Here is an 18580-nt window from a genome sequence, read left to right on the forward strand (position 1 = left end):
TTCCGCTACAATATTGCCAGTTTCATGTCCCGTGTGTCTTTAATTCTAAATAAACCGTTTATTTAGAGTATCGTCGAGTGAATACGGGGTTATTTTCTTTAGGAGAACACGTAATGAACGTTAAATTAATCGCTGTATCGAGTTTAGTTGCTGCATCTTTAGCTATGACTGCATGTAGCAAAAAAGAAGAAGCTGCACCAGCTGCTGCCTCTACCACTGCTTCAACTACAGTTGCTTCATCAACTACTACTACCACTGTTGAAGCTTCTGCACCAGCAGTAACTGCATCTGCTGCAACTGTTAACGCTTCTACTGTTGTTGTAGACACTGCATCTGCTGCTGCACCAGCTTCAGCTGATGCTGCCGCTTCTGCTGCTGCAACTGTTGCTGACGCTTCTGCATCTGCTGCAAAATAATCAGTTTTTTAAACTGAACAAAAAGGAAACCCGAGCGGTTTCCTTTTTTTATGCTTAAAAATTTTATGGTTAAAGATTTTGTATGGCATAAAATTTTTAACATTATTTAGATATTAAAAAAGTGGGTCAATGCCCACTTTTTTAGCTACATGGCTTTCTTAGCCCGCTGATTTTTTAGCTAATTAATTTTTTACCTAAGTGGCTTTTTAGCTAAGTGAATTTATTGTTTAACAGGGGTAGCTGGCATAAACTGGGCTTGGTTAACATCCGTGCCGTTAGCTTGATGCTGGGTTTTTAGTGATTTTGCCACTTCTGGCGGCATATAATTCTCATCATGCTTTGCTAATACTTCGCTTGCTACAAAAGTATTGCCTTCAAGCGAACCTGTGGCTACCACGCCCGAACCTTCGGCAAATAAATCTGGTAAGATGCCTTTATAGGATACCGGCACGGTGGATTTAAAATCGGTGATTTTAAATTTGACATTGAGTGGGTCTGTGCTATCTCGCTCGACACTACCGCGCACGACCATGCCCCCTGCTCGGATACGGGTATCTTCAGGTGCCTTGCCTTGACTGATTGCTGTGGGGTCAAAATAATAGTCGGTTTGTTGTCCTACCGCATAAATCACAAGGACGACGGCAATGATTGCGCCAAATAAGGTTGCCATCACCCACATTAATTTTTTTTGTCGTACTTTATTCATCGCTTTTTTTCATCTCACTTTTGATGAACCACACCCTATGGGGCTACTTGTCTATTATAACACTGATTAGGGCGATAAATACTATTATCCGCTGCCCTTAGCCGTACGTTGATGACGCTGTTGTTGGCGCGCCTGCTGGGTAGTGATATCTCGGTAGGTCGCTTTACGCTGACTACGACTAAAAAAGACGAGCGCGATAATGCCTAGTAAAGTCAGTAGCCAAGTTGACCACACATAACTACCATGCCCACCCATGGCGATAAACTCGGCAAAATTACGAAAATACGGGCTCATTGGTCACCTCAGGTTTGAATGTAGGTTTAGAGAATAGATTGATGGCATAGGATTAAAGCTATCGCTAGTTAAATGGCGATACTTTATGTCAATAAGCAGGCTCTAACGATAACACTTTAACGATATAGTCGTTTGCACTCATCAATCACCCACTGTTTGCTACTTTCGCGTTGCAAAATCAAGGTGTTGGTACGATAGATGGTAAGCGCAGCCACCAAAAAATAACTGCCTAACATCATCAGCAACAGCGGAATATACATATCAGGCGGCATTTTTGGACGCTCAGTTACGGTAAATGTCGAGCCTTGGTGTAGGGTGTTCCACCAATTGACAGAATATTTGATAATCGGCAAATTAACCGCACCTACAATCGATAAAATCGCCGCCGCTTTACCACGACTAGCGGTATATTCAAATGCAGCAAATAGCGCCATCACGCCTGCGTATAAAAACGCCAAAATCAGCATAGAAGTGAGACGCGCATCCCATACCCAGTATGTGCCCCAAGTAGGCTTTGCCCAAATAGAGCCTGTAAGTAAACTTAACACACAAAGCATGAAGCCAATCGGCGCAATCGCTTGGGCAACCAAATTGGCGGTTTTAATTTTCCAGACCAAAAAAATCACCCCTAAAATTGCCATGCCCAAATAAATTGACATGGCTAGACTGGCAGTGGGGACATGGATAAAGATAATGCGATAGCTATTGCCTTGCAAATAGTCAGGAGGCGCAAACGCTAATCCCCAAACGGCACCCACCGCTAATAGCAGCGCAGCAATGACAGCTAAATATCTCACCCAAGGGGCAAAAATACGATAAAACTCTTTGGTGCCAACAGTTTTAAGAAATCCTTGCCAAAGGCGAGAAAAAAAGCCATTTTTGCCAACGTTTGGGGTAATTTCTGCCATGGAATGCGCCTTGCTTTTTTTTCTAAAATGAATGTAAGCCATCAACAATAAGATATTTGTTCGCTTATTTTACTGGTATTTGGGGATTTTTTCATCTAAAAATCATCAGCTTAACCAAGCCAGTTTTAATGAAAATGCAATCACAAAAGGCGTGACGATGACTGCCAAAATACTGCCCGCCAGTAATAGTGCTAAAATCGGATAACCGTTCAGCCCCATGGCAAATTGCCCCACTGCCCCCGTAGCAAAAATCAGCACAGGGAGCTGCATCGGTAACGAAATCAATGGCACCAACACCGCGCCGTTTTTTAGCGATAATGTCAAGCTACTGGCAATCGCTGATAAGCACAACAAAATCGGACTGCCCACCAAAATAGAAGCACTCAGGGCAATGGCTGCTTGGCTCGTCAAACCAAAAAGCGGCATCGCCAAAAATGCGAGCAGACACACCATACCCGCACTGGTTAGCCAATGCACGATGAGCCGTACTAGTACCCAAGTGGGAATCGAGGCACGAGCGACAACCAATTGCGCCAGTGTACCGTTATCGAGGGCTGGGCGAAATAAGTTTTCCATACCCATAATCAGCGACAATAACGCTGCAATCCATACCGCAGGCACGCCCAGTTGCTGCAGTAATTTTGGCTCGGTGCCCATCGCCAGTGGAAATAAGGTGATGATAATTAAAAACAACACCAGTGGATATAACCACTGCACTTTGTTTTGCTGTTTGATTTGCCATTCGCGTTGCCACAGGGCAGAAAAATCAATCATTGCAGTTGCCCCTAAACCATATACAAAGTTAAATCTAATTGCTTGTTGGCGACGGCGACAGTTTGGTGGCTGGTCATGAGCACTGCCCCGCCGCGCTGAACGAATGTCTGCATCAAGTGTTCAATTTTGGCAATCATATTGACATCAAGCGCGGTCAGCGGCTCATCAAGTAGCCAGCAAGGAAATTGCGCTACATACTCCAGCGCAAACAGCAAGCGTGCCAAACCCACGCGGCGCGTCTGCCCTGCCGAGAGTTGATAGCAGTTGATTTTCTCATAACCTGCTAACCCAACCCAATCGAGTGCTTGCTCAAGAGCATCTGCGCTTGGTTTGATACCATACAAGGCTAACAAAAATCGCAAATTTTGCTCAACGGTGAGTTGCAAATGAATACCCAATTGGTGCGCCACATAAAATGGCTGCACAGGTAGCCCTGCCTTGCCCTGCCAGCTAATATCACCGGTTAAAACAGGAATCAACCCTGCAAGCTGCATCAAAAATGTAGTTTTGCCAGTGCCATTTTCACCCACCAAATGACAAATATCGCCACGGTTTAGCACCAAATTCACCGCTTCACACAGCGGAAATTCGCCACGTTGTATAGTGACATTGTGACAGTTTAGCAGCGAACTGGTCGTTAAGGTAGGTATAGCAGTGGGTGTTGGATTTGGCATAGCATTGGTTAAAATTTGCAAGTCATTAAATAGATAACAGATTAAATTGATAAATCACAGCCCTATACCCATTGTATAGATAATTGGCTAAAGTTGTGTAGAACGCTTATTATATACTAACTTGCGACAGGTCTTTGCTATTATCAATATAAAGTATCCATATAAAGCTTGGTGATAGCGTCAAAGTTTTGCCAACCTGTTTGTTAACTTTTTCGTTTTTTAACTGTTCTGCTTTTCGTTTTTCTTTCTATTTTTAGCTATTTTTTCTTGGGTAAGTGAAATCAATGTCCAAAAATCCGAAGCGTTTATGGCAACGCCTAAAACTGTTCTTTACTGCTGAAAAATCAGCGCCACTCCCTGTAGCCGATAAAATAACTGACTCTGGCTATTATGCTGAGACAAGCGAGCATAGCGATGCTACTGACTATCAGCCTTTTACTAAAAATCGAATCAATCCAGCGTTTGATGAGGATAGCCATTCACAAGATGAACCGATTTTAGCCAGTGACGCGCTAAATGCAGATGACGAATTCGAGCTACAACCGATTACCCCCGATGACATAGAGCATATCTTAGCCAGTATGGGTTATCAATTTATGTATCACCCTGCCAGCGAACAAGATGAGCAAAGCATTCATCATTATACGATGCAAGTGTCAGATAAAGAGCGGCATTGGGGTTGTATGATTCGTTTTTTTAGTGAGCAGCAATTGATTGCGGTGTACAGTATTTATCCTACGGCGATTGCTGAAGCCAATCGTCCTGAGATGCTCGCCATGCTGGCTTATCTAAATTATGATTTGATGATTGGTAATTTGGAAATGGATGTGATGGACGGCGAGCTGCGCTTTAAGACGTCGCTTGATTTGGAAGTGACTGGGGTGAGCGAGTTAATTATGAGTTATTTGCTACAGAGTAATTTCTCGTTGTTTTCACGGCTGTATGACACCATTCGCGAGATGATTGAGCAGCCCCATACTACGCATGATTTGCAAGGTGCGGTAGACAAGCTGATTGACGCTCAGCAAGCCCGCAATTTTTTCTTGGCGTCTGATGCCATTCAATAATAAGCGGCCAACATAAAAAAGGCGATGACATTCATTCATCGCCTTTTTTATGACATAGTAAAAGCTGCTACAACATGGCAGCGACTTCCGCGCCTTCGCGAATGGCACGTTTAGCATCCAATTCGCCTGCCAATTTTGCCCCACCAATCAAGTGATATTGGGCTGTCAAGTCATCACCCACCGCAGGCATCAAGTCATTGACCGATTCTTGCCCCGCGCAGATAACGATACTATCAACGCGCAATAATTGGCTATGACCGTCTGGGTTAGTAATCCAAATGCCTTCATTGGTAATTTTCTCATAGCCAATGCCGCTCACCTGTTTGACGCCATGCTTATTGATATGAGCACGGTGCACCCAGCCTGAGGTTTTATTGAGACCTGCCCCCAAGCGACCTTTTTTACGCTGCATCAAATACACTTCACGGGTCGGGGTAATGGGCTCTGGTTTTACCAGTCCACCTTCGCTGTCATAGTGTGGGTTGGTGTCCACACCCCACTCACGTTTCCATGAGGCTACGCTTTGCGGATGGGGTTGATAAATCACCTTGCCTTGCGCATCTTTTTCAAACGGTTTCACATGGGTGGAGGTCAAATATTCGCTAACATCGAAACCAATTCCGCCTGCACCGATTACCGCGACTCGCTTACCTGCGACTTTTTGACCCGATAGCAATTCGGCATAGCTCATTACTTGCGGTAACTCCACCCCTTCAAAGTCAAGCGCCCGTGGAACAACGCCTGTCGCAATAATCACATCATCAAACTGACCTGACTCTAGTTCCTCTTTGCTTACTTTATGATTGAGTTTGAGCTCAATGTCTAAACTGTCCACCAAATTGGTAAAATAGCGGATGGTTTCAAAGAACTCTTCTTTACCTGGAATCACTTTGGCATAGTTAAACTGTCCGCCGATTTTATCCTGTGCTTCAAACAAAGTGACCTGATGACCGCGTTTGGCGGCGACCGTCGCCGCTGATAGCCCTGCCATGCCTGCGCCCACGACGGCAATTTTTTTGGCTTTTTTGGCAGGTTTATAGACCAGTTCGGTTTCATAACAGGCTTGGGGGTTGACCAGACAAGTTGAGCGTTTATTGTCAAATGTATGATCTAGACACGCTTGGTTACAGCCAATACAGGTATTAATTAAGTCAGTTTGTCCTAAACTGGCTTTTGCCACCCAGTCTGGGTCTGCCAAGAACGGACGCGCCATTTGTACCAAGTCAGCTTGGTTCTCTGCTAGCAGCTGCTCGGCAGTCTCTGGCATATTGACACGGTTGGCAGCAATCACAGGAATAGTCACGTGGCGTTTGACTTCAGCAATCACATCGGCAAACGCTGCGCGTGGTACCGACGTGACGATGGTCGGGATACGTGCTTCATGCCAGCCAATCCCGGTATTTATTATGGTCACCCCGGCTTTTTCGATGGCTTTGGCGATAGTAATGACTTCATCCATGGTGTTGCCATCGGGCACCAAGTCAATCATCGATAAACGGAAGGTGATGATAAACGCTTCTCCCACCGCCTCGCGTACCGCTTTGATGACTTCGAGCGCAAAACGCATACGGTTTTCTAGACTACCACCCCATTGGTCGGTACGCTGATTGACGTGATTGCTTAAGAACTGATTGAGTAAATAGCCTTCTGAACCCATGATTTCGACGCCATCATAGCCCGCCATTTGTGCAAGTTTGGCAGTTTTGGCATAGTCTTTGATAGTCGCCAAAATATTTTTTTCACTCATTTGACGAGGTTTGAAGGGTGAAATAGGCGATTTGATGGCACTGGCTGATACCGCCAATGGATGATAACCATAGCGACCGCTGTGAAGAATTTGCAAGATGATTTTGCAGTCATATTGGTGCACAGCTTTGGTGACTTTACGATGATTGACTACATCGCCTTTGTGATTGAGCGTTCCGCCTGCCGGCACTAACCAACCTTCATGATTGGGCGAGATACCGCCCGTGATCATCATGGCAACTCCCCCTTTGGCGCGCTCGGCAAAATAAGCGGCTAGCTTTGGATAGTTAAAGAACCGATCTTCAAGCCCTGTATGCATCGAGCCCATCACAATACGATTTTTTAACGTGGTAAATCCTAAATCCAGGGGTTCAAAAATATGCGGATAATGGGTGTTATGAGTAGATATCTGGCTGTTATTTGACATAAATAATCCTTGGCAGTAATTTCCTTTCACTATTTGGTCACATTAAGCAACTAATCTTGTCATTTTGTAAATGAGTTCGTTATCATAATCAATTCGTCAATGTGGTCACGCAATGTAGCTATATCAACATACCTTAAGCATACATCAAACCAAAATTAGGTCAACCTATTATAAATAGTCATCTTTGAAAGCATAAGGCAAATTTTGTCCCGATGAGTCTACAAAAAAATCATGCTTATTTTTGCGACAATGTTAATATCACGCTAGGATAAAAGTACAACAGGAGGGAAATTACTGTGAAGAAAATGATTGTTAGCACGTCCACGTCATGTCTAGACGACCTTGGCATTCCAGACAATGTCAAAATGTTGCCGATGAATATCCATATGGGCGGTGCCAATTATCTAGATGGACAAGACCTAAGCCTAGATAGGCTGTCGCGTGTTCTACTCGATAACCCCAATATCGAAATCAGTACCTCAGCGCCCACTGAAAATCAGCTCATTGAATTCTTTTATCAACTCATCAAAGAAGATGTGCAAGAAGTTTTAATCATCTGTTTATCCTCTTCTTTAAGCCAAACCTACAATAACTTGCTCAATATTAGCTCGATGTTTAGTCATCGCATGAAAATTTATCTCTATGATTCACGCACGATTTCACATGGCGAAGCGGTTCTTGTACAAGAAGCCTCACGCTTACTCAAACAAGGCATGGAAGTCCCACAAATCATCACCGAAATCAACCGCCTGCGCGATAAAATCCATATCTATTTGGCAGTTGATAACCTTAAAGGTATGATTCGTACCAAGCGTATTTCAGCGCCAGTCGGCTTTTTCGCCAATTTATTCGGTATTAAACCGATTGTAAAAATGGAAGACTCAGGTCAAATGGTCGCCTTTGAAAAGGTGCGCAGTTTTGAAAAATGTATTGAGCGACTCGCGGATGCTGCCATCACCGCCGCCAATGGTAAAAAAGGTACAATGTATGTGCTTAGCGGTAATTTAAACCCTCATACTAAATCACTACTTAACTATTTATCGTCACGCGGTTACGTTAACACCGAAGTTCTTCCTGCCGCCAGTGTCTCTATAGCAAATATCGGTGTGTTCACCCTTGGCTGCGTATTTGTCGAAGACTAAACCCTGACTGGGTTTGCTAGCTTATAAAATAACAGGCGGGCTGTCTGTTTTTGTCATTTTTTTATATTTGTGAAAAAGCAGATTGATATATAGGATTTGGTCAAAATCCTTGTTATGATAAAGGCGTTTATTTATTAACTACAGGGATGTCGTTATGCCAAACTTCCATACAGGGCTGGAAAAAAATCCTGCCAACTATACCCCGCTTACTCCCATTGATTTTATTGAGCGTACTGCTAGCATCTATCCCGATCAAACGGCGATAGTGTATAAAGATTATGAGCACAATGACCTACGTCAAAGTTGGGGCGAAACCTATAATCGCTGCCGCAAAATGTCGGATGCCCTAAAAAAACTGGGCATCGATAAAGACGATACTGTTGCAGTGCTACTGCCTAATACCCCAGCTATGGTTGAAGTCGCGTTTGGCGTACCGATGTCTGGTGGTGTGCTATGTACCTTAAATACCCGTTTGGATATCAATGCCTTGGTATTTTGCCTACAGCACAGTGAAGCTAAAGTATTGATTGTTGATACTGAATTTGAACAGCATATTGCGCTGGTTCAAGAGTCATTTCCTAACTTAATTATCATTCATGCCACCGACCCTGCCGTCACGCCAACTGAACAATTTGGCAACATGACCTATGAAGAATTCATTGCCTCAGGAACCGACTTAGACAACTGGGAAAAACCAACTGATGAATGGGATGCCATTGCGCTCAACTATACATCAGGTACCACAGGTATCCCAAAAGGCGTGGTTTATCATCATCGTGGTGCCACCTTAAATGCCGTCTCTAATATTTTAGATTGGGATATGCCAAAGCACCCTGTGTATTTATGGACGCTCCCCTTGTTTCACTGTAATGGCTGGAGCTTTCCTTGGAGCATTGGTGAGCGGGCGGGTACCAATGTCTGCTTGCGCAAAGTTGATGCTGATTTGATTTTACGTTTGATTGCCGATGAAAAAGTCACTCATTATAGCGCAGCGCCTATCGTGCATAACATGATTGCCAATGGTAATGAAGCGCTGAAAAAAGCCATCCAACATGAAGTACGTTGTAATGTCGCAGGTGCACCGCCGCCTGAGTCTTTGCTCGCCAAAATGGAAGAAATGGGTTTTAAAATCACGCATGTATACGGTTTGACAGAAGTATATGGTCCCGTCACCCTGTGTGTTGAGCGCCCAGAATGGGATGATTTGACTGTCAGTGAACGCGCGCAAAAAAAATCCCGCCAAGGTATGAACTCACATCTATTAGCGGGGTTCGATGTGTTCAAACAAGGCACCACTACCCCAGTTGCAGCCGATGGTAGTGAAATTGGTGAGCTTGCTATCCGCGGCAATATGGTGATGAAAGGCTATCTAAAAAACCGTAAGGCCACCGCAGAAGCCTTTAACGGTGGCTGGTTTAAGACCGGTGACTTGGGCGTCAAATACCCAGATGGTTACATCAAAATTATGGATCGGCTCAAAGACATCATCATCTCGGGCGGTGAGAATATCTCAAGTATCGAAGTGGAAAACGTACTGTATCGTATGCCAGAAGTGGAAAGCTGTGGGGTAGTTGCTGCTCCTCATGACAAATGGGGTGAAGTACCGGTAGCCTTTATCGAAATCCGCGAAGGCTCAACCCTAGATCGGGAAGATATCATTGCCCATTGCCGTAAATATTTGGCAGGTTTCCAAGTGCCCAAACATATTATTTTTGCGCAAATTCCAAAAACCTCGACAGGTAAAGTGCAAAAATTTGAGCTACGTCAAGCGGCGCGCTCACTGGCGCATGAAGAAGCAAAAATCACTCACCATCATCCGCAAAGCTATTTGGCAGCGACAACCGACTCCAATCCGAGCACTGCCATGCCTAGCTCCGCCATACCTAGCTCTGTCATACCTAGTAACACCCAACCCCTACCCAATGATTCACCAGAAGATGCGGCACACTAAGGCTCAATATTGGCGACTCGTATTGCATATCCTCACTTCGTTAGTGGGGATTTTTGTTGCAAAATATGCCTTGAAAACACCCAAAAAACACCCATTTATTTAGAGATTTCCTCATGTTATTTTTAATTAATTATTAACAATAATAAGCGACAATATATGTCGTATATCAGTGATTTAATCCTATAATTTTTCGTATATTTTGTTATTATAGCCTTATCAATTCACTTCTTTTTTAACTTATCCCTACTTTTATATTTTTCCCTTTTTTATTAACTTTTTTTATGACAAGGAGTCCTTATGGACGACAATAAAGCCAAAGCTTTAACTGCCGCTTTATCACAAATTGAAAAACAATTTGGTAAAAATACCATCATGCGCCTAGGTGATGAGTCAGCAAAAATCAATGTGGATGTAGTATCTACAGGCTCATTGGGTTTGGATATTGCACTGGGTATTGGCGGTTTGCCAAAGGGTCGTATCGTCGAAATTTATGGTCCTGAAAGTTCGGGTAAAACCACTTTAACCTTGCAAGCAATCGCCCAATGTCAAAAACAAGGCGGGACTTGTGCTTTTATCGATGCTGAGCATGCGCTAGACCCTATTTATGCCAAAAAATTGGGCGTTGATGTCGACGCTTTACTTGTCACGCAGCCTGACAACGGTGAACAAGCGCTTGAAATCACCGATATGCTAGTGCGCTCAGGTGCGGTGGATATGATTGTTGTTGACTCGGTCGCCGCCCTTACCCCACGTGCAGAGATTGAAGGCGAGATGGGCGATAGCCACATGGGTCTGCAAGCGCGCTTGATGAGCCAAGCGCTACGTAAAATCACCGGTAACGCCAAACGCTCTAACTGTATGGTGGTATTCATTAACCAAATTCGTATGAAAATCGGTGTCATGTTTGGCTCGCCAGAAACCACAACCGGTGGTAACGCCCTTAAATTTTATGCGTCGGTGCGTTTGGATATTCGTCGTATTGGTGCGGTTAAAGACGGTGAAAACATCGTCGGTTCTGAGACCCGCGTTAAGGTCATCAAAAATAAACTGGCGCCGCCGTTTCGCCAAGCAGAATTTGACATCATGTATGGGACAGGTACCAATCATCTAGGTGAAGTGGTTGACTTGGGTGTCGATATTGATGCGGTCAAAAAATCGGGCGCTTGGTACAGCTACAATGACAGTAAAATTGGTCAAGGTAAAGCCAACGCCATTAGATTCTTGGAAGAAAACCCACAAATCGCCCAAGAGATTGAAGCCAAAGTGCGCGCTGCTAAGCTTGGTAATGTCGAACCTGTGCCAGAAGAAGCGCATGACGTTGAACCCCCTGAGTTTGTCGAAGGTATGCAATAACTACCTAGCTAACCAAAACCCTAGTTTTTACTGGGGTTTTTGTTTTTATACTGTTCAACTTGTTCCCAAGCCTGTTAGCTTTTTTTAGTCACGGTTAAAACCGCTATGCCAGATCCTAAATCCTTGTTAGAAACTATCGAAAATCAGTTAATGACTGATGAACAACGCCAAGCTTACCATGACAAGCTTAAAGCTGAGAGCTATATGCGCTGGCTGGCGTTTTATTATCTTGGGCGGCGTGAGCAGTCTAAAAAAGAGCTGCGGGACAAACTACTGGCTAAAGGATGTGATGCGGCGGCTATCGAAGCGCTTTTGAGCGAATTTGAAGCAGAAGGCTATCAAAGCGATGAGCGTATGACGTCTGCATTGATCAAAGAAGGTATCGGCAAGCAGCATGGTACCCAGCGGATTTTTCAAACGTTAAAAAAACATGGATTAACCACCGTCCGTTCGGTCAGTGCGATTAATACATGGATTGAGACACACAATGATTTTTTTGAAGATTTATTACTCAATGATATTGAATCAGACACGGCGGATGACGACCCAGATGAGACCTATGAAGTGGATTGGCTTGCCCAAGCGGTGGCAGCACGGGTACGAAAATACGGTGATGCCATCCCGACGGAGCCTAAAGAAAAAGCCCGTCAACTGCGATTTTTGCAATATCGGGGCTTTGCTGCCGATGTGTGTTTTGATGCCTTAAAGTATGACCTAACCACCCTAGCCAATCGCTAGAGCCACGGCTATTTTTTTACCGCCAATTGGTCAAAAATTGCGCCATCTTTAAAAAACTTGCTCATAATCTCATCCCAGCTGCCAAAAAGTTGATTTGGCTCAAACGTGGCAATTGCAGGAAATTGGCTTTGGTATTTTGCCAAAGTCGCTGCATCCACAGGGCGCAAATAATTCTTGGCCATAATCTCTTGGGCAGGTGTATCCCACAAACCTTTTAAATAGGCTTTTGCCAATTCAGTGGTACCTTTTTGCTCGGTAACGGCATTCACCACAGCAACAGGGTTATTAATCTTGACCGAATAACTGGGATAAACAATCTGTAAGTTTTTATCAGCAAATTCTTTTTTGGTGATTTGTGCTTCATTCTCTGTGGTAATCAGCACATCGCCGATTTCTCGTTGTAAAAAGCTTGTTGTCGCTGCCCTTGCACCACTGTCATACACTGCCACATTGCTCAAAATTTGCTTCACCAGCGCTTTGGTTTTGGCTTCGTCATTATTGAAGTGGTGCAAGCCATATCCATACGCACCCAAGAAACCATATCGCGCTGTACCACTGGTTTTTGGATTGGCAATCACGACACTAACACCGGGTTTTGCCAAGTCATCCCAGTCTTTGATTTGCTTGGGGTTGTTGCTGCGAACTAATAGTACCATGGTGCTGGTATAAGGTACCGCGTTATTGGGAAACGCTTGTTGCCAGTTTTTATCCACCAAGCCTTTTTTCACCAGCAAGTCAACATCTGAGGTTTGGTTCATGGTCACCACATCCGCTTTAAGCCCATTGGCCACGCTTAAGGCTTGTTTACTTGAGCCGCCATGCGATTGCTGGATAGTGACGGCTTGTTTTTGCTGCCCCGTAAAAATCGGGTTGTATTCTTTATACAACTCGCGGGATACGTCATAAGACACGTTTAGCAAAGATACACCATTGCCGTTAGCGGCTGACGCACTGGCTGCACTCTCGTTTTTGGGCGGAGCTTTTTGGCAGGCAGTTAAGCTTGCCACTGCCATCACTGAAATACCGGCTAATGCCAAGACTTTGCCTTTAAATTGCGTACGGGTGGTGAATGGGTGATTTTGGGTCGCGTTTGTCATGTTTTCCTCATAAGTTTTCAAAGTGCCACGCTAAACATCCAATGGCTTAATGATTGAAAATATAGTAAGGATTTTTATTTATACTGTCTTGGAATATTTAATACTTTCATTATTCCTTAGATGAATAAAAAGCCCGTAATGCATACGGGCTTTGAAAGTACAATTCTGCGATTAAAATTTTAAAAACGGGTTTTAAATTTTGGCGCAACTGGATTGGCTTGACCGTTCACTGTCGTAGTATTTGCACCTGCTTGGTTGTTTTGTCCAAATAATGGACCACCGCCACCGCCCATGCCTTTGGTCAACCCTTGCACCGCTTTCATCATTTTGCTGATGCCCGATGGATCGGATAGCATTTTCATCATTTTTGCCATTTGCTTGTGCTGCTTTAACAGCTGATTGACGTGCTGTACGTCTTTACCTGCGCCTGCCGCGATACGGCGTTTACGGCTTGGGTTGATTTTATCAGGGTTTTTACGTTCAAATGGGGTCATTGAATGAATGAGCGCTTCCATTTCTTTAACCTTTTCTTCTGGCTTGGCATCTGATACCGCTTTTTGGATATCCGCACCGCTCATGCCTGGCATTTTATCCAAAAAACCCGCCATGCCGCCCAAATTCTTCATTTGTTGGAATTGGGTTAGCAAATCCTCAAGGTCAAACTCACCGCCTTTTTGGATTTTTTTCGCCATTTTTTCCGCTTTTTCGCGGTCAATTTTTTGCTCGACTTCTTCGACCAGTGACAACACGTCACCCATGCCCAAGATACGCTGTGCCACACGCTCAGGGTGGAAGGGCTCAAGCGCATCAAGTTTTTCACCACGACCCAAGAATTTGATCGGTTTGCCAGTGATGGCACGTACCGATAACGCCGCGCCACCGCGCGCATCGCCGTCAGTCTTGGTCAAAATCACGCCAGTCAAAGGTAGTGCATCATTAAAGGCTTTTGCAGTATTTGCCGCATCTTGACCGGTCATTGAGTCAACCACAAATAAGGTTTCTGACGGAGTGACGGCTGCGGTTAAGGCTTTGATTTCGTCCATCATGGCTTCGTCGATGTGCAGACGACCCGCGGTATCGATAATCAAAATATCTTGAAACTGTACTTTGGCTTGTTCGATGGCGCGTTTGGCGATATCAATCGGGTTTTGGTCAGTACTTGATGGCACAAAATTGGCTTTGACTTGCTCAGCGACTTGCTCAAGCTGCTTGATTGCCGCGGGGCGATAGACGTCCGCAGAGACTAGCATGACTTTTTTCTTATGGCGCTCTTGCAGATATTTGGCAAGTTTACCGGCTGTGGTGGTTTTGCCCGCCCCTTGCAAACCCGCTAGTAGATAGACAACGGGTGGTTTACCTGTCATTTCAAGTGATTGGTTAGCACTGCCCATCATCTCGGTCAGTTCGTCATAGACGATTTTAACAAAGGCTTGACCTGGGGCGAGTTCTTTAAGGACTTCTTGACCTAGGGCTTTGTCTTTTACCCGTGACACAAAATCACGCGTCACTGGCAAGGCGACATCAGCTTCTAGTAGTGCCATACGCACTTCACGCAAGGTGTCTTTGATGTTGTCTTCAGTTAGCTGCCCTGTACCAGAGATACTACGCAAACTCGTCGACAGGCGTTCGGTTAAGGTTTCAAACATATAATTTCTCTAATCTATTGCTATCAATTTTATAATCTTACTATTTTATGCTAAATTAGCTAAAACTGCTAATATAATACCGATAAAATCGCGATTTGTTGCATGGGTCATGTTAGTATAACCATCGCATTTTGCACGTATTTGATGATTTTTGATGAGGCTAGGGTGTTTGTAATCTTTGTACTTGCGTTAGTCTGTTATGGCTTAACTACCGTCTATTTGATGTGGGCAGTTACGCAACAAAAGCCCATCCGTAAAGGCATGGTGCTTGGGCAATTGCTGATTGGGTTATTGGGTCATGCGGTGGTGTTATATCCTGATATCATTACCCAAGGGGGGCTAAACTTTAATATTTTTAATGTCGTGTCGTTGACGACATTGTTTATGCTGTTATTTTATTGGGGATTTTGTCTTTATCGCCAAATTTTGCCGCTTGGGATTTTGGCAACGCCGTTGGCATTTTTGGGCATGATGATTGGTTTTTTTGGCGATGCCCCGTATCACCCGTTATCAACCATCAGTCCTATCTTACAAGCCCATATCATCATGTCTTTGGCTGCCTATTCGGTACTATTTATGGCAGCGATTGCCGCGATTATGCTACGGCTACAAATCAGCGAACTCAAACGCCAAACCTTTCACCGTGTCTGGGTCGATAAACTACCTTCACTACAAAGTATGGAAGCCTTGCTGTTTGATATGATTACTGTAGGTTTTCTGCTATTGTCGATTTCGCTGTTGTTGGGCTTTATCGATACTACCAATTTACTGGCGCAGCATTTGGTACACAAAACTGTGTTTAGTCTGTTGTCTTGGCTGGTATTTGGGGCGTTATTGGTTGGGCATTGGCGCTTTGGCTGGCGAGGTCAACGCGCGGCGAATATGACGCTATACGGTGTGATTTTGCTTGGCTTGGCGTTTATCGGGACGAAGTTTGTGTTGGAGCTGATTTTAAATAAATAAAAACCCCAATTTTATCGCTAAAACTGAGGTAAACTGCCGTTAAACTAAGTAGCCGCTAAACTAAATAATAAGTAAGCTACTAAATTAAGTAACTAGTAACTAGCAATTAGTTAGCCAATTTTGATTGTACGTAGCTGATAGCACTTTGCACCGTGGTTAATTGTGCGCTGTCTTCGTCAGGAATGGTAATACCAAATTCGTTTTCAAAAGACATCACCAACTCAACAAGGTCAAGTGAATCTGCACCGAGGTCATCCATAAATGAAGATTCATTTTTGATGTCTTCTGCATTCACGCCTAATTGTTCAGCTACTGCGGCTTTTACTTTTTGTTCGATTTCGTTACTCATGCTTCTCTCCTTGCATTGGGGTATATGATATATCGAGTAAACTACATATTAGAGCATATTATCATGATCATTGCCTATTTCAAAATAAAATAATGCAACCTGTTACTATTTCAAAAACGGTATTTTAAGTTCAACAACTGCATTTTAAAGCCCGTTAGGTTGGTGTTTGGCAGGCTAAACCATTTACATGTACATGCCGCCATTGACGTCAAGCACGGTACCGGTAATATAACCTGCTTCTTCACTTGCCAAGAAATTTACCGCAGCGGCGATGTCTTCAGGCTTGCCCAGTCTAGCTAGCGGAACGGCATTAAGCATGGATTGAATCAATGCTTCATCAAGCTCGCTGGTCATGTCGGTGTCGATAAAGCCCGGTGCCACGCAGTTGACCGTGATTTGGCGTGACCCAATCTCCCGAGCCAGTGAGCGGGTAAACCCTTCAATGCCTGCTTTGCTTGCCGTATAGTTGGTTTGTCCGGCATTGCCCATCGCTGCGACTACGGAAGTGATATTGATGATGCGACCTTGCCGCGCTTTCATCATGCCTTTTATGGCGCGTTTACTGGTACGAAACACCGAGGTCAAATTCACGTCGAGCACGCGCTCCCAGGCATTGTCGTCCATCCGCATGAGTAGACCATCTTGGGTAATGCCGGCATTGTTGACTAGCACCTGTACATTACCGAATTCTTTTTCAATGCTATCAAATAACTGGTTGATTTGCTCGGCATCTTGCACATTGAGCACGCGACCTGCACCACCCAATTCCTGTAGGTAATCATTGACTGCCGCTGCGCCTTTTTCACTGGTAGCAGTGCCGATGACAAGATAACCTTCATTTGCCAGACGTTTGGCGATTGCTTGACCAATCCCACGGCTGGCGCCTGTCACTAATGCAATACGTTGAGTCATATACTTCCTTGGTTTTTTTATTGGGCTGATAATTGTTGTTTTATGTTGTCTAGTTTGGTGACTGTATCGGTCGCTAGTGTGTTAATTTTCTGCGCTTGGCGTTTGGCTAGTCCTGTCAGCACGCTACCGCTGCCACATTCGATTTGTAAGCTGATTTGCGCGTCTGCTAACTTATTCTCAATAGTCGACCATAACACGGGCATATTGAGCTGCTCAATCAAGGCTTGTTTGATTGCGGTCACATCGTTTTCTACCCGCGCATGGCGATTTTGTATCACCGGAATGCTGGGTGGGTTAAATGTCACGTTTTCCAATTCTGCGGCAAGCTTATCGGTGGCAGGTGTCATCAGCTGGCAATGTGACGGTACACTGACTTTAAGCGGCATACTTTTTTTACCGAGCGCAACAATTTTCTCTGACGCTAGATCCACGCCTGCCACATTGCCTGCAATCACCACTTGCCCTGGCGCGTTAAAATTGGCTGGGCTGACCACTGCCTGCGTATGCGCCGCTACCACAGCCTCACATATTTGTTGTACATCTTCATCGGGTAGACCTAAAATCGCTGCCATTTTACCTGTTTGTGATTGCATGGCGGCGCTCATATACTGACCGCGTTGATGCACCAGCTTTACCGCATCTGCCAAACTCAATACCCCAGCGGCACACAGCGCACTGTATTCACCCAATGAATGCCCAGCAACATATGCCGGCTGTAAATCAAGCGCATCACGCAGCACCCGCCAAATCGCCATACTGGCGGTCAATAATGCAGGTTGGGTATACGCAGTATCATCCAAAGACGCGGCGCCTGACGCCCCTTGGCATATCGCCCACAAGTCAAACCCAAGCGCCTTTGAGGCTTCATCAAATGTTGCTTTGACAGTAGGATACTGGGCTGCCCAATCTTGTAGCATACCCACACTCTGCGAGCCTTGTCCTGGAAAAATCACCGCATATTTCATAGATGTAGCATTGTGTTGTGATGAAGTGGCTGGTTGATTTGCGCTGGTTTGGCTTTGCATTGGGTTATCCATAATGTCCTAACTTATTATATTTTACTGCCTATGTTGTAATGCTTATGTTGTATTGCGTCTACTAGACTGCTAAAAAATACGGTTAAAAAATTTGCTTAGGCGATTTTTTGGTCGATTACTTTACCAAATGTTATCGGCAAAATCAAAATGTGTCAGTAGCTTGGATTGACGTTATAGTCTTATCAAACTTGGCTGGCAATAATATAACCTACTATCCAGCAAGCAGGCAAAAGTAAGCTAGCAAATTTATGTGTACAATTGTACTCTGATTATTATGGCATATTGAAAAAAAAATTCTAGTTTTTTCTTTCGGGTATTTTAAAATCTAGGACGGTTATGTGCGATTCACTATTATAAGGTGATAGTAAATTTTTATTTTA

Annotated in this window: 17 protein-coding genes and 1 pseudogene; 7 read left to right on the forward strand and 11 right to left on the reverse strand. The window is 44.3% G+C overall.

Translation table 11 applies throughout. From position 1 onward, the window contains the following. Positions 1-113: 113 nt before the first annotated feature. Positions 114-416 carry a hypothetical protein gene (locus RTS10_RS05460; RefSeq protein WP_312539534.1) on the forward strand — a complete coding sequence of 101 codons (303 nt, stop codon included), beginning with the start codon at positions 114-116 and terminating at the stop codon, positions 414-416. Between the two features lie 220 nt (positions 417-636). Here RTS10_RS05460 and ccmE read toward each other — a convergent pair whose 3' ends face one another. From ccmE to ccmA, 5 genes are all read right to left on the reverse strand, one after another. Then, positions 637-1122: a cytochrome c maturation protein CcmE gene (gene ccmE, locus RTS10_RS05465; RefSeq protein ID WP_040404183.1), complete on the reverse strand. Its 486-nt coding sequence runs from the start codon at positions 1120-1122 to the stop codon at positions 637-639. Between the two features lie 84 nt (positions 1123-1206). Beyond that, positions 1207-1416 carry a heme exporter protein CcmD gene (ccmD, locus tag RTS10_RS05470; protein ID WP_062332181.1) on the reverse strand — a complete coding sequence of 70 codons (210 nt, stop codon included), beginning with the start codon at positions 1414-1416 and terminating at the stop codon, positions 1207-1209. 116 nt (positions 1417-1532) lie between these two features. Continuing rightward, positions 1533-2324, reverse strand: a complete 792-nt coding sequence (locus tag RTS10_RS05475; RefSeq protein WP_312385360.1) for a heme ABC transporter permease — start codon at positions 2322-2324, stop codon at positions 1533-1535. Positions 2325-2429: 105 nt separating this feature from the next. Further along, complete coding sequence (locus tag RTS10_RS05480) at positions 2430-3098, reverse strand: heme exporter protein CcmB (RefSeq protein ID WP_007117161.1); 669 nt, start codon at positions 3096-3098, stop codon at positions 2430-2432. 11 nt (positions 3099-3109) lie between these two features. Next, complete coding sequence (gene ccmA, locus RTS10_RS05485; RefSeq protein ID WP_312385362.1) at positions 3110-3772, reverse strand: heme ABC exporter ATP-binding protein CcmA; 663 nt, start codon at positions 3770-3772, stop codon at positions 3110-3112. A 284-nt stretch (positions 3773-4056) separates the two neighbouring features. Here ccmA and RTS10_RS05490 point away from each other — a divergent pair, with 284 nt between their 5' ends. Continuing rightward, a complete protein-coding gene (locus tag RTS10_RS05490) occupies positions 4057-4839 on the forward strand; it encodes a YbjN domain-containing protein (protein WP_312539535.1) in 783 nt (260 codons plus the stop codon). 67 nt (positions 4840-4906) lie between these two features. Here RTS10_RS05490 and RTS10_RS05495 read toward each other — a convergent pair whose 3' ends face one another. Continuing rightward, on the reverse strand, positions 4907-7012 hold the full coding sequence (locus RTS10_RS05495; RefSeq protein ID WP_219332184.1) for a 2,4-dienoyl-CoA reductase FMN-binding domain-containing protein: 2106 nt from the start codon (positions 7010-7012) through the stop codon (positions 4907-4909). Positions 7013-7317: 305 nt separating this feature from the next. Here RTS10_RS05495 and RTS10_RS05500 point away from each other — a divergent pair, with 305 nt between their 5' ends. The 4 genes and pseudogenes from RTS10_RS05500 to RTS10_RS05515 all read left to right on the forward strand — a co-directional run bounded on the left by RTS10_RS05500 (position 7318) and on the right by RTS10_RS05515 (position 12196). After that, entirely contained in the window at positions 7318-8154 is an 837-nt protein-coding gene (locus tag RTS10_RS05500) for a DegV family protein (protein ID WP_050324569.1), read from the forward strand. 154 nt (positions 8155-8308) lie between these two features. Then, positions 8309-9940: pseudogene (locus tag RTS10_RS05505) on the forward strand (acyl-CoA synthetase); the annotation flags it as partial. A gap of 462 nt (positions 9941-10402) precedes the next feature. Then, positions 10403-11458, forward strand: coding sequence for a recombinase RecA (recA, locus tag RTS10_RS05510; protein ID WP_007115617.1), 1056 nt, complete (start codon positions 10403-10405; stop codon positions 11456-11458). A 105-nt stretch (positions 11459-11563) separates the two neighbouring features. Continuing rightward, entirely contained in the window at positions 11564-12196 is a 633-nt protein-coding gene (locus tag RTS10_RS05515) for a regulatory protein RecX (RefSeq protein ID WP_219332181.1), read from the forward strand. Between the two features lie 8 nt (positions 12197-12204). Here the strand turns inward: RTS10_RS05515 and RTS10_RS05520 are convergent, their stop codons facing one another. Then, entirely contained in the window at positions 12205-13293 is a 1089-nt protein-coding gene (locus RTS10_RS05520; RefSeq protein ID WP_312539536.1) for a sulfate ABC transporter substrate-binding protein, read from the reverse strand. Between the two features lie 179 nt (positions 13294-13472). Then, complete coding sequence (gene ffh / locus RTS10_RS05525; protein ID WP_312539537.1) at positions 13473-14939, reverse strand: signal recognition particle protein; 1467 nt, start codon at positions 14937-14939, stop codon at positions 13473-13475. A gap of 165 nt (positions 14940-15104) precedes the next feature. Here ffh and RTS10_RS05530 point away from each other — a divergent pair, with 165 nt between their 5' ends. Beyond that, positions 15105-15902 (forward strand): cytochrome C assembly family protein, encoded by a 798-nt coding sequence (locus tag RTS10_RS05530; RefSeq protein ID WP_177343782.1) that lies wholly within the window; start codon positions 15105-15107, stop codon positions 15900-15902. A 106-nt stretch (positions 15903-16008) separates the two neighbouring features. Here the strand turns inward: RTS10_RS05530 and acpP are convergent, their stop codons facing one another. From acpP to fabD, 3 genes are all read right to left on the reverse strand, one after another. Further along, complete coding sequence (gene acpP, locus RTS10_RS05535) at positions 16009-16251, reverse strand: acyl carrier protein (protein WP_007115622.1); 243 nt, start codon at positions 16249-16251, stop codon at positions 16009-16011. 183 nt (positions 16252-16434) lie between these two features. After that, complete coding sequence (gene fabG / locus RTS10_RS05540; RefSeq protein ID WP_007115623.1) at positions 16435-17163, reverse strand: 3-oxoacyl-ACP reductase FabG; 729 nt, start codon at positions 17161-17163, stop codon at positions 16435-16437. Between the two features lie 17 nt (positions 17164-17180). After that, the gene (gene fabD / locus RTS10_RS05545) at positions 17181-18188 is read right to left on the reverse strand and encodes an ACP S-malonyltransferase (protein WP_409455587.1); all 1008 of its coding nucleotides are present in this window, start codon (positions 18186-18188) and stop codon (positions 17181-17183) included. Positions 18189-18580: the final 392 nt, after the last annotated feature.

This window comes from Moraxella sp. CTOTU47616, from assembly GCF_032017465.1.
Taxonomy (GTDB): Bacteria; Pseudomonadota; Gammaproteobacteria; order Pseudomonadales; family Moraxellaceae; genus Faucicola; species Faucicola tetraodonis.

Excerpts from the sequence above, each read along its gene's own strand:
- RTS10_RS05480 (WP_007117161.1), bottom strand. The coding sequence starts at position 3,098 with ATGATTGATTTTTCTGCCCTGTGGCAACGCGAATGGCAAATCAAACAG.
- RTS10_RS05460 (WP_312539534.1), top strand. The coding sequence starts at position 114 with ATGAACGTTAAATTAATCGCTGTATCGAGTTTAGTTGCTGCATCTTTA.
- ccmD (WP_062332181.1), bottom strand. The coding sequence starts at position 1,416 with ATGAGCCCGTATTTTCGTAATTTTGCCGAGTTTATCGCCATGGGTGGG.
- fabD (WP_409455587.1), bottom strand. The coding sequence starts at position 18,188 with ATGCAAAGCCAAACCAGCGCAAATCAACCAGCCACTTCATCACAACAC.
- acpP (WP_007115622.1), bottom strand. The coding sequence starts at position 16,251 with ATGAGTAACGAAATCGAACAAAAAGTAAAAGCCGCAGTAGCTGAACAA.
- ccmE (WP_040404183.1), bottom strand. The coding sequence starts at position 1,122 with ATGAATAAAGTACGACAAAAAAAATTAATGTGGGTGATGGCAACCTTA.
- RTS10_RS05495 (WP_219332184.1), bottom strand. The coding sequence starts at position 7,012 with ATGTCAAATAACAGCCAGATATCTACTCATAACACCCATTATCCGCAT.
- ccmA (WP_312385362.1), bottom strand. The coding sequence starts at position 3,772 with ATGCCAAATCCAACACCCACTGCTATACCTACCTTAACGACCAGTTCG.
- ffh (WP_312539537.1), bottom strand. The coding sequence starts at position 14,939 with ATGTTTGAAACCTTAACCGAACGCCTGTCGACGAGTTTGCGTAGTATC.
- RTS10_RS05515 (WP_219332181.1), top strand. The coding sequence starts at position 11,564 with ATGCCAGATCCTAAATCCTTGTTAGAAACTATCGAAAATCAGTTAATG.
- RTS10_RS05500 (WP_050324569.1), top strand. The coding sequence starts at position 7,318 with ATGATTGTTAGCACGTCCACGTCATGTCTAGACGACCTTGGCATTCCA.
- fabG (WP_007115623.1), bottom strand. The coding sequence starts at position 17,163 with ATGACTCAACGTATTGCATTAGTGACAGGCGCCAGCCGTGGGATTGGT.
- RTS10_RS05475 (WP_312385360.1), bottom strand. The coding sequence starts at position 2,324 with ATGGCAGAAATTACCCCAAACGTTGGCAAAAATGGCTTTTTTTCTCGC.
- recA (WP_007115617.1), top strand. The coding sequence starts at position 10,403 with ATGGACGACAATAAAGCCAAAGCTTTAACTGCCGCTTTATCACAAATT.
- RTS10_RS05520 (WP_312539536.1), bottom strand. The coding sequence starts at position 13,293 with ATGACAAACGCGACCCAAAATCACCCATTCACCACCCGTACGCAATTT.
- RTS10_RS05490 (WP_312539535.1), top strand. The coding sequence starts at position 4,057 with ATGTCCAAAAATCCGAAGCGTTTATGGCAACGCCTAAAACTGTTCTTT.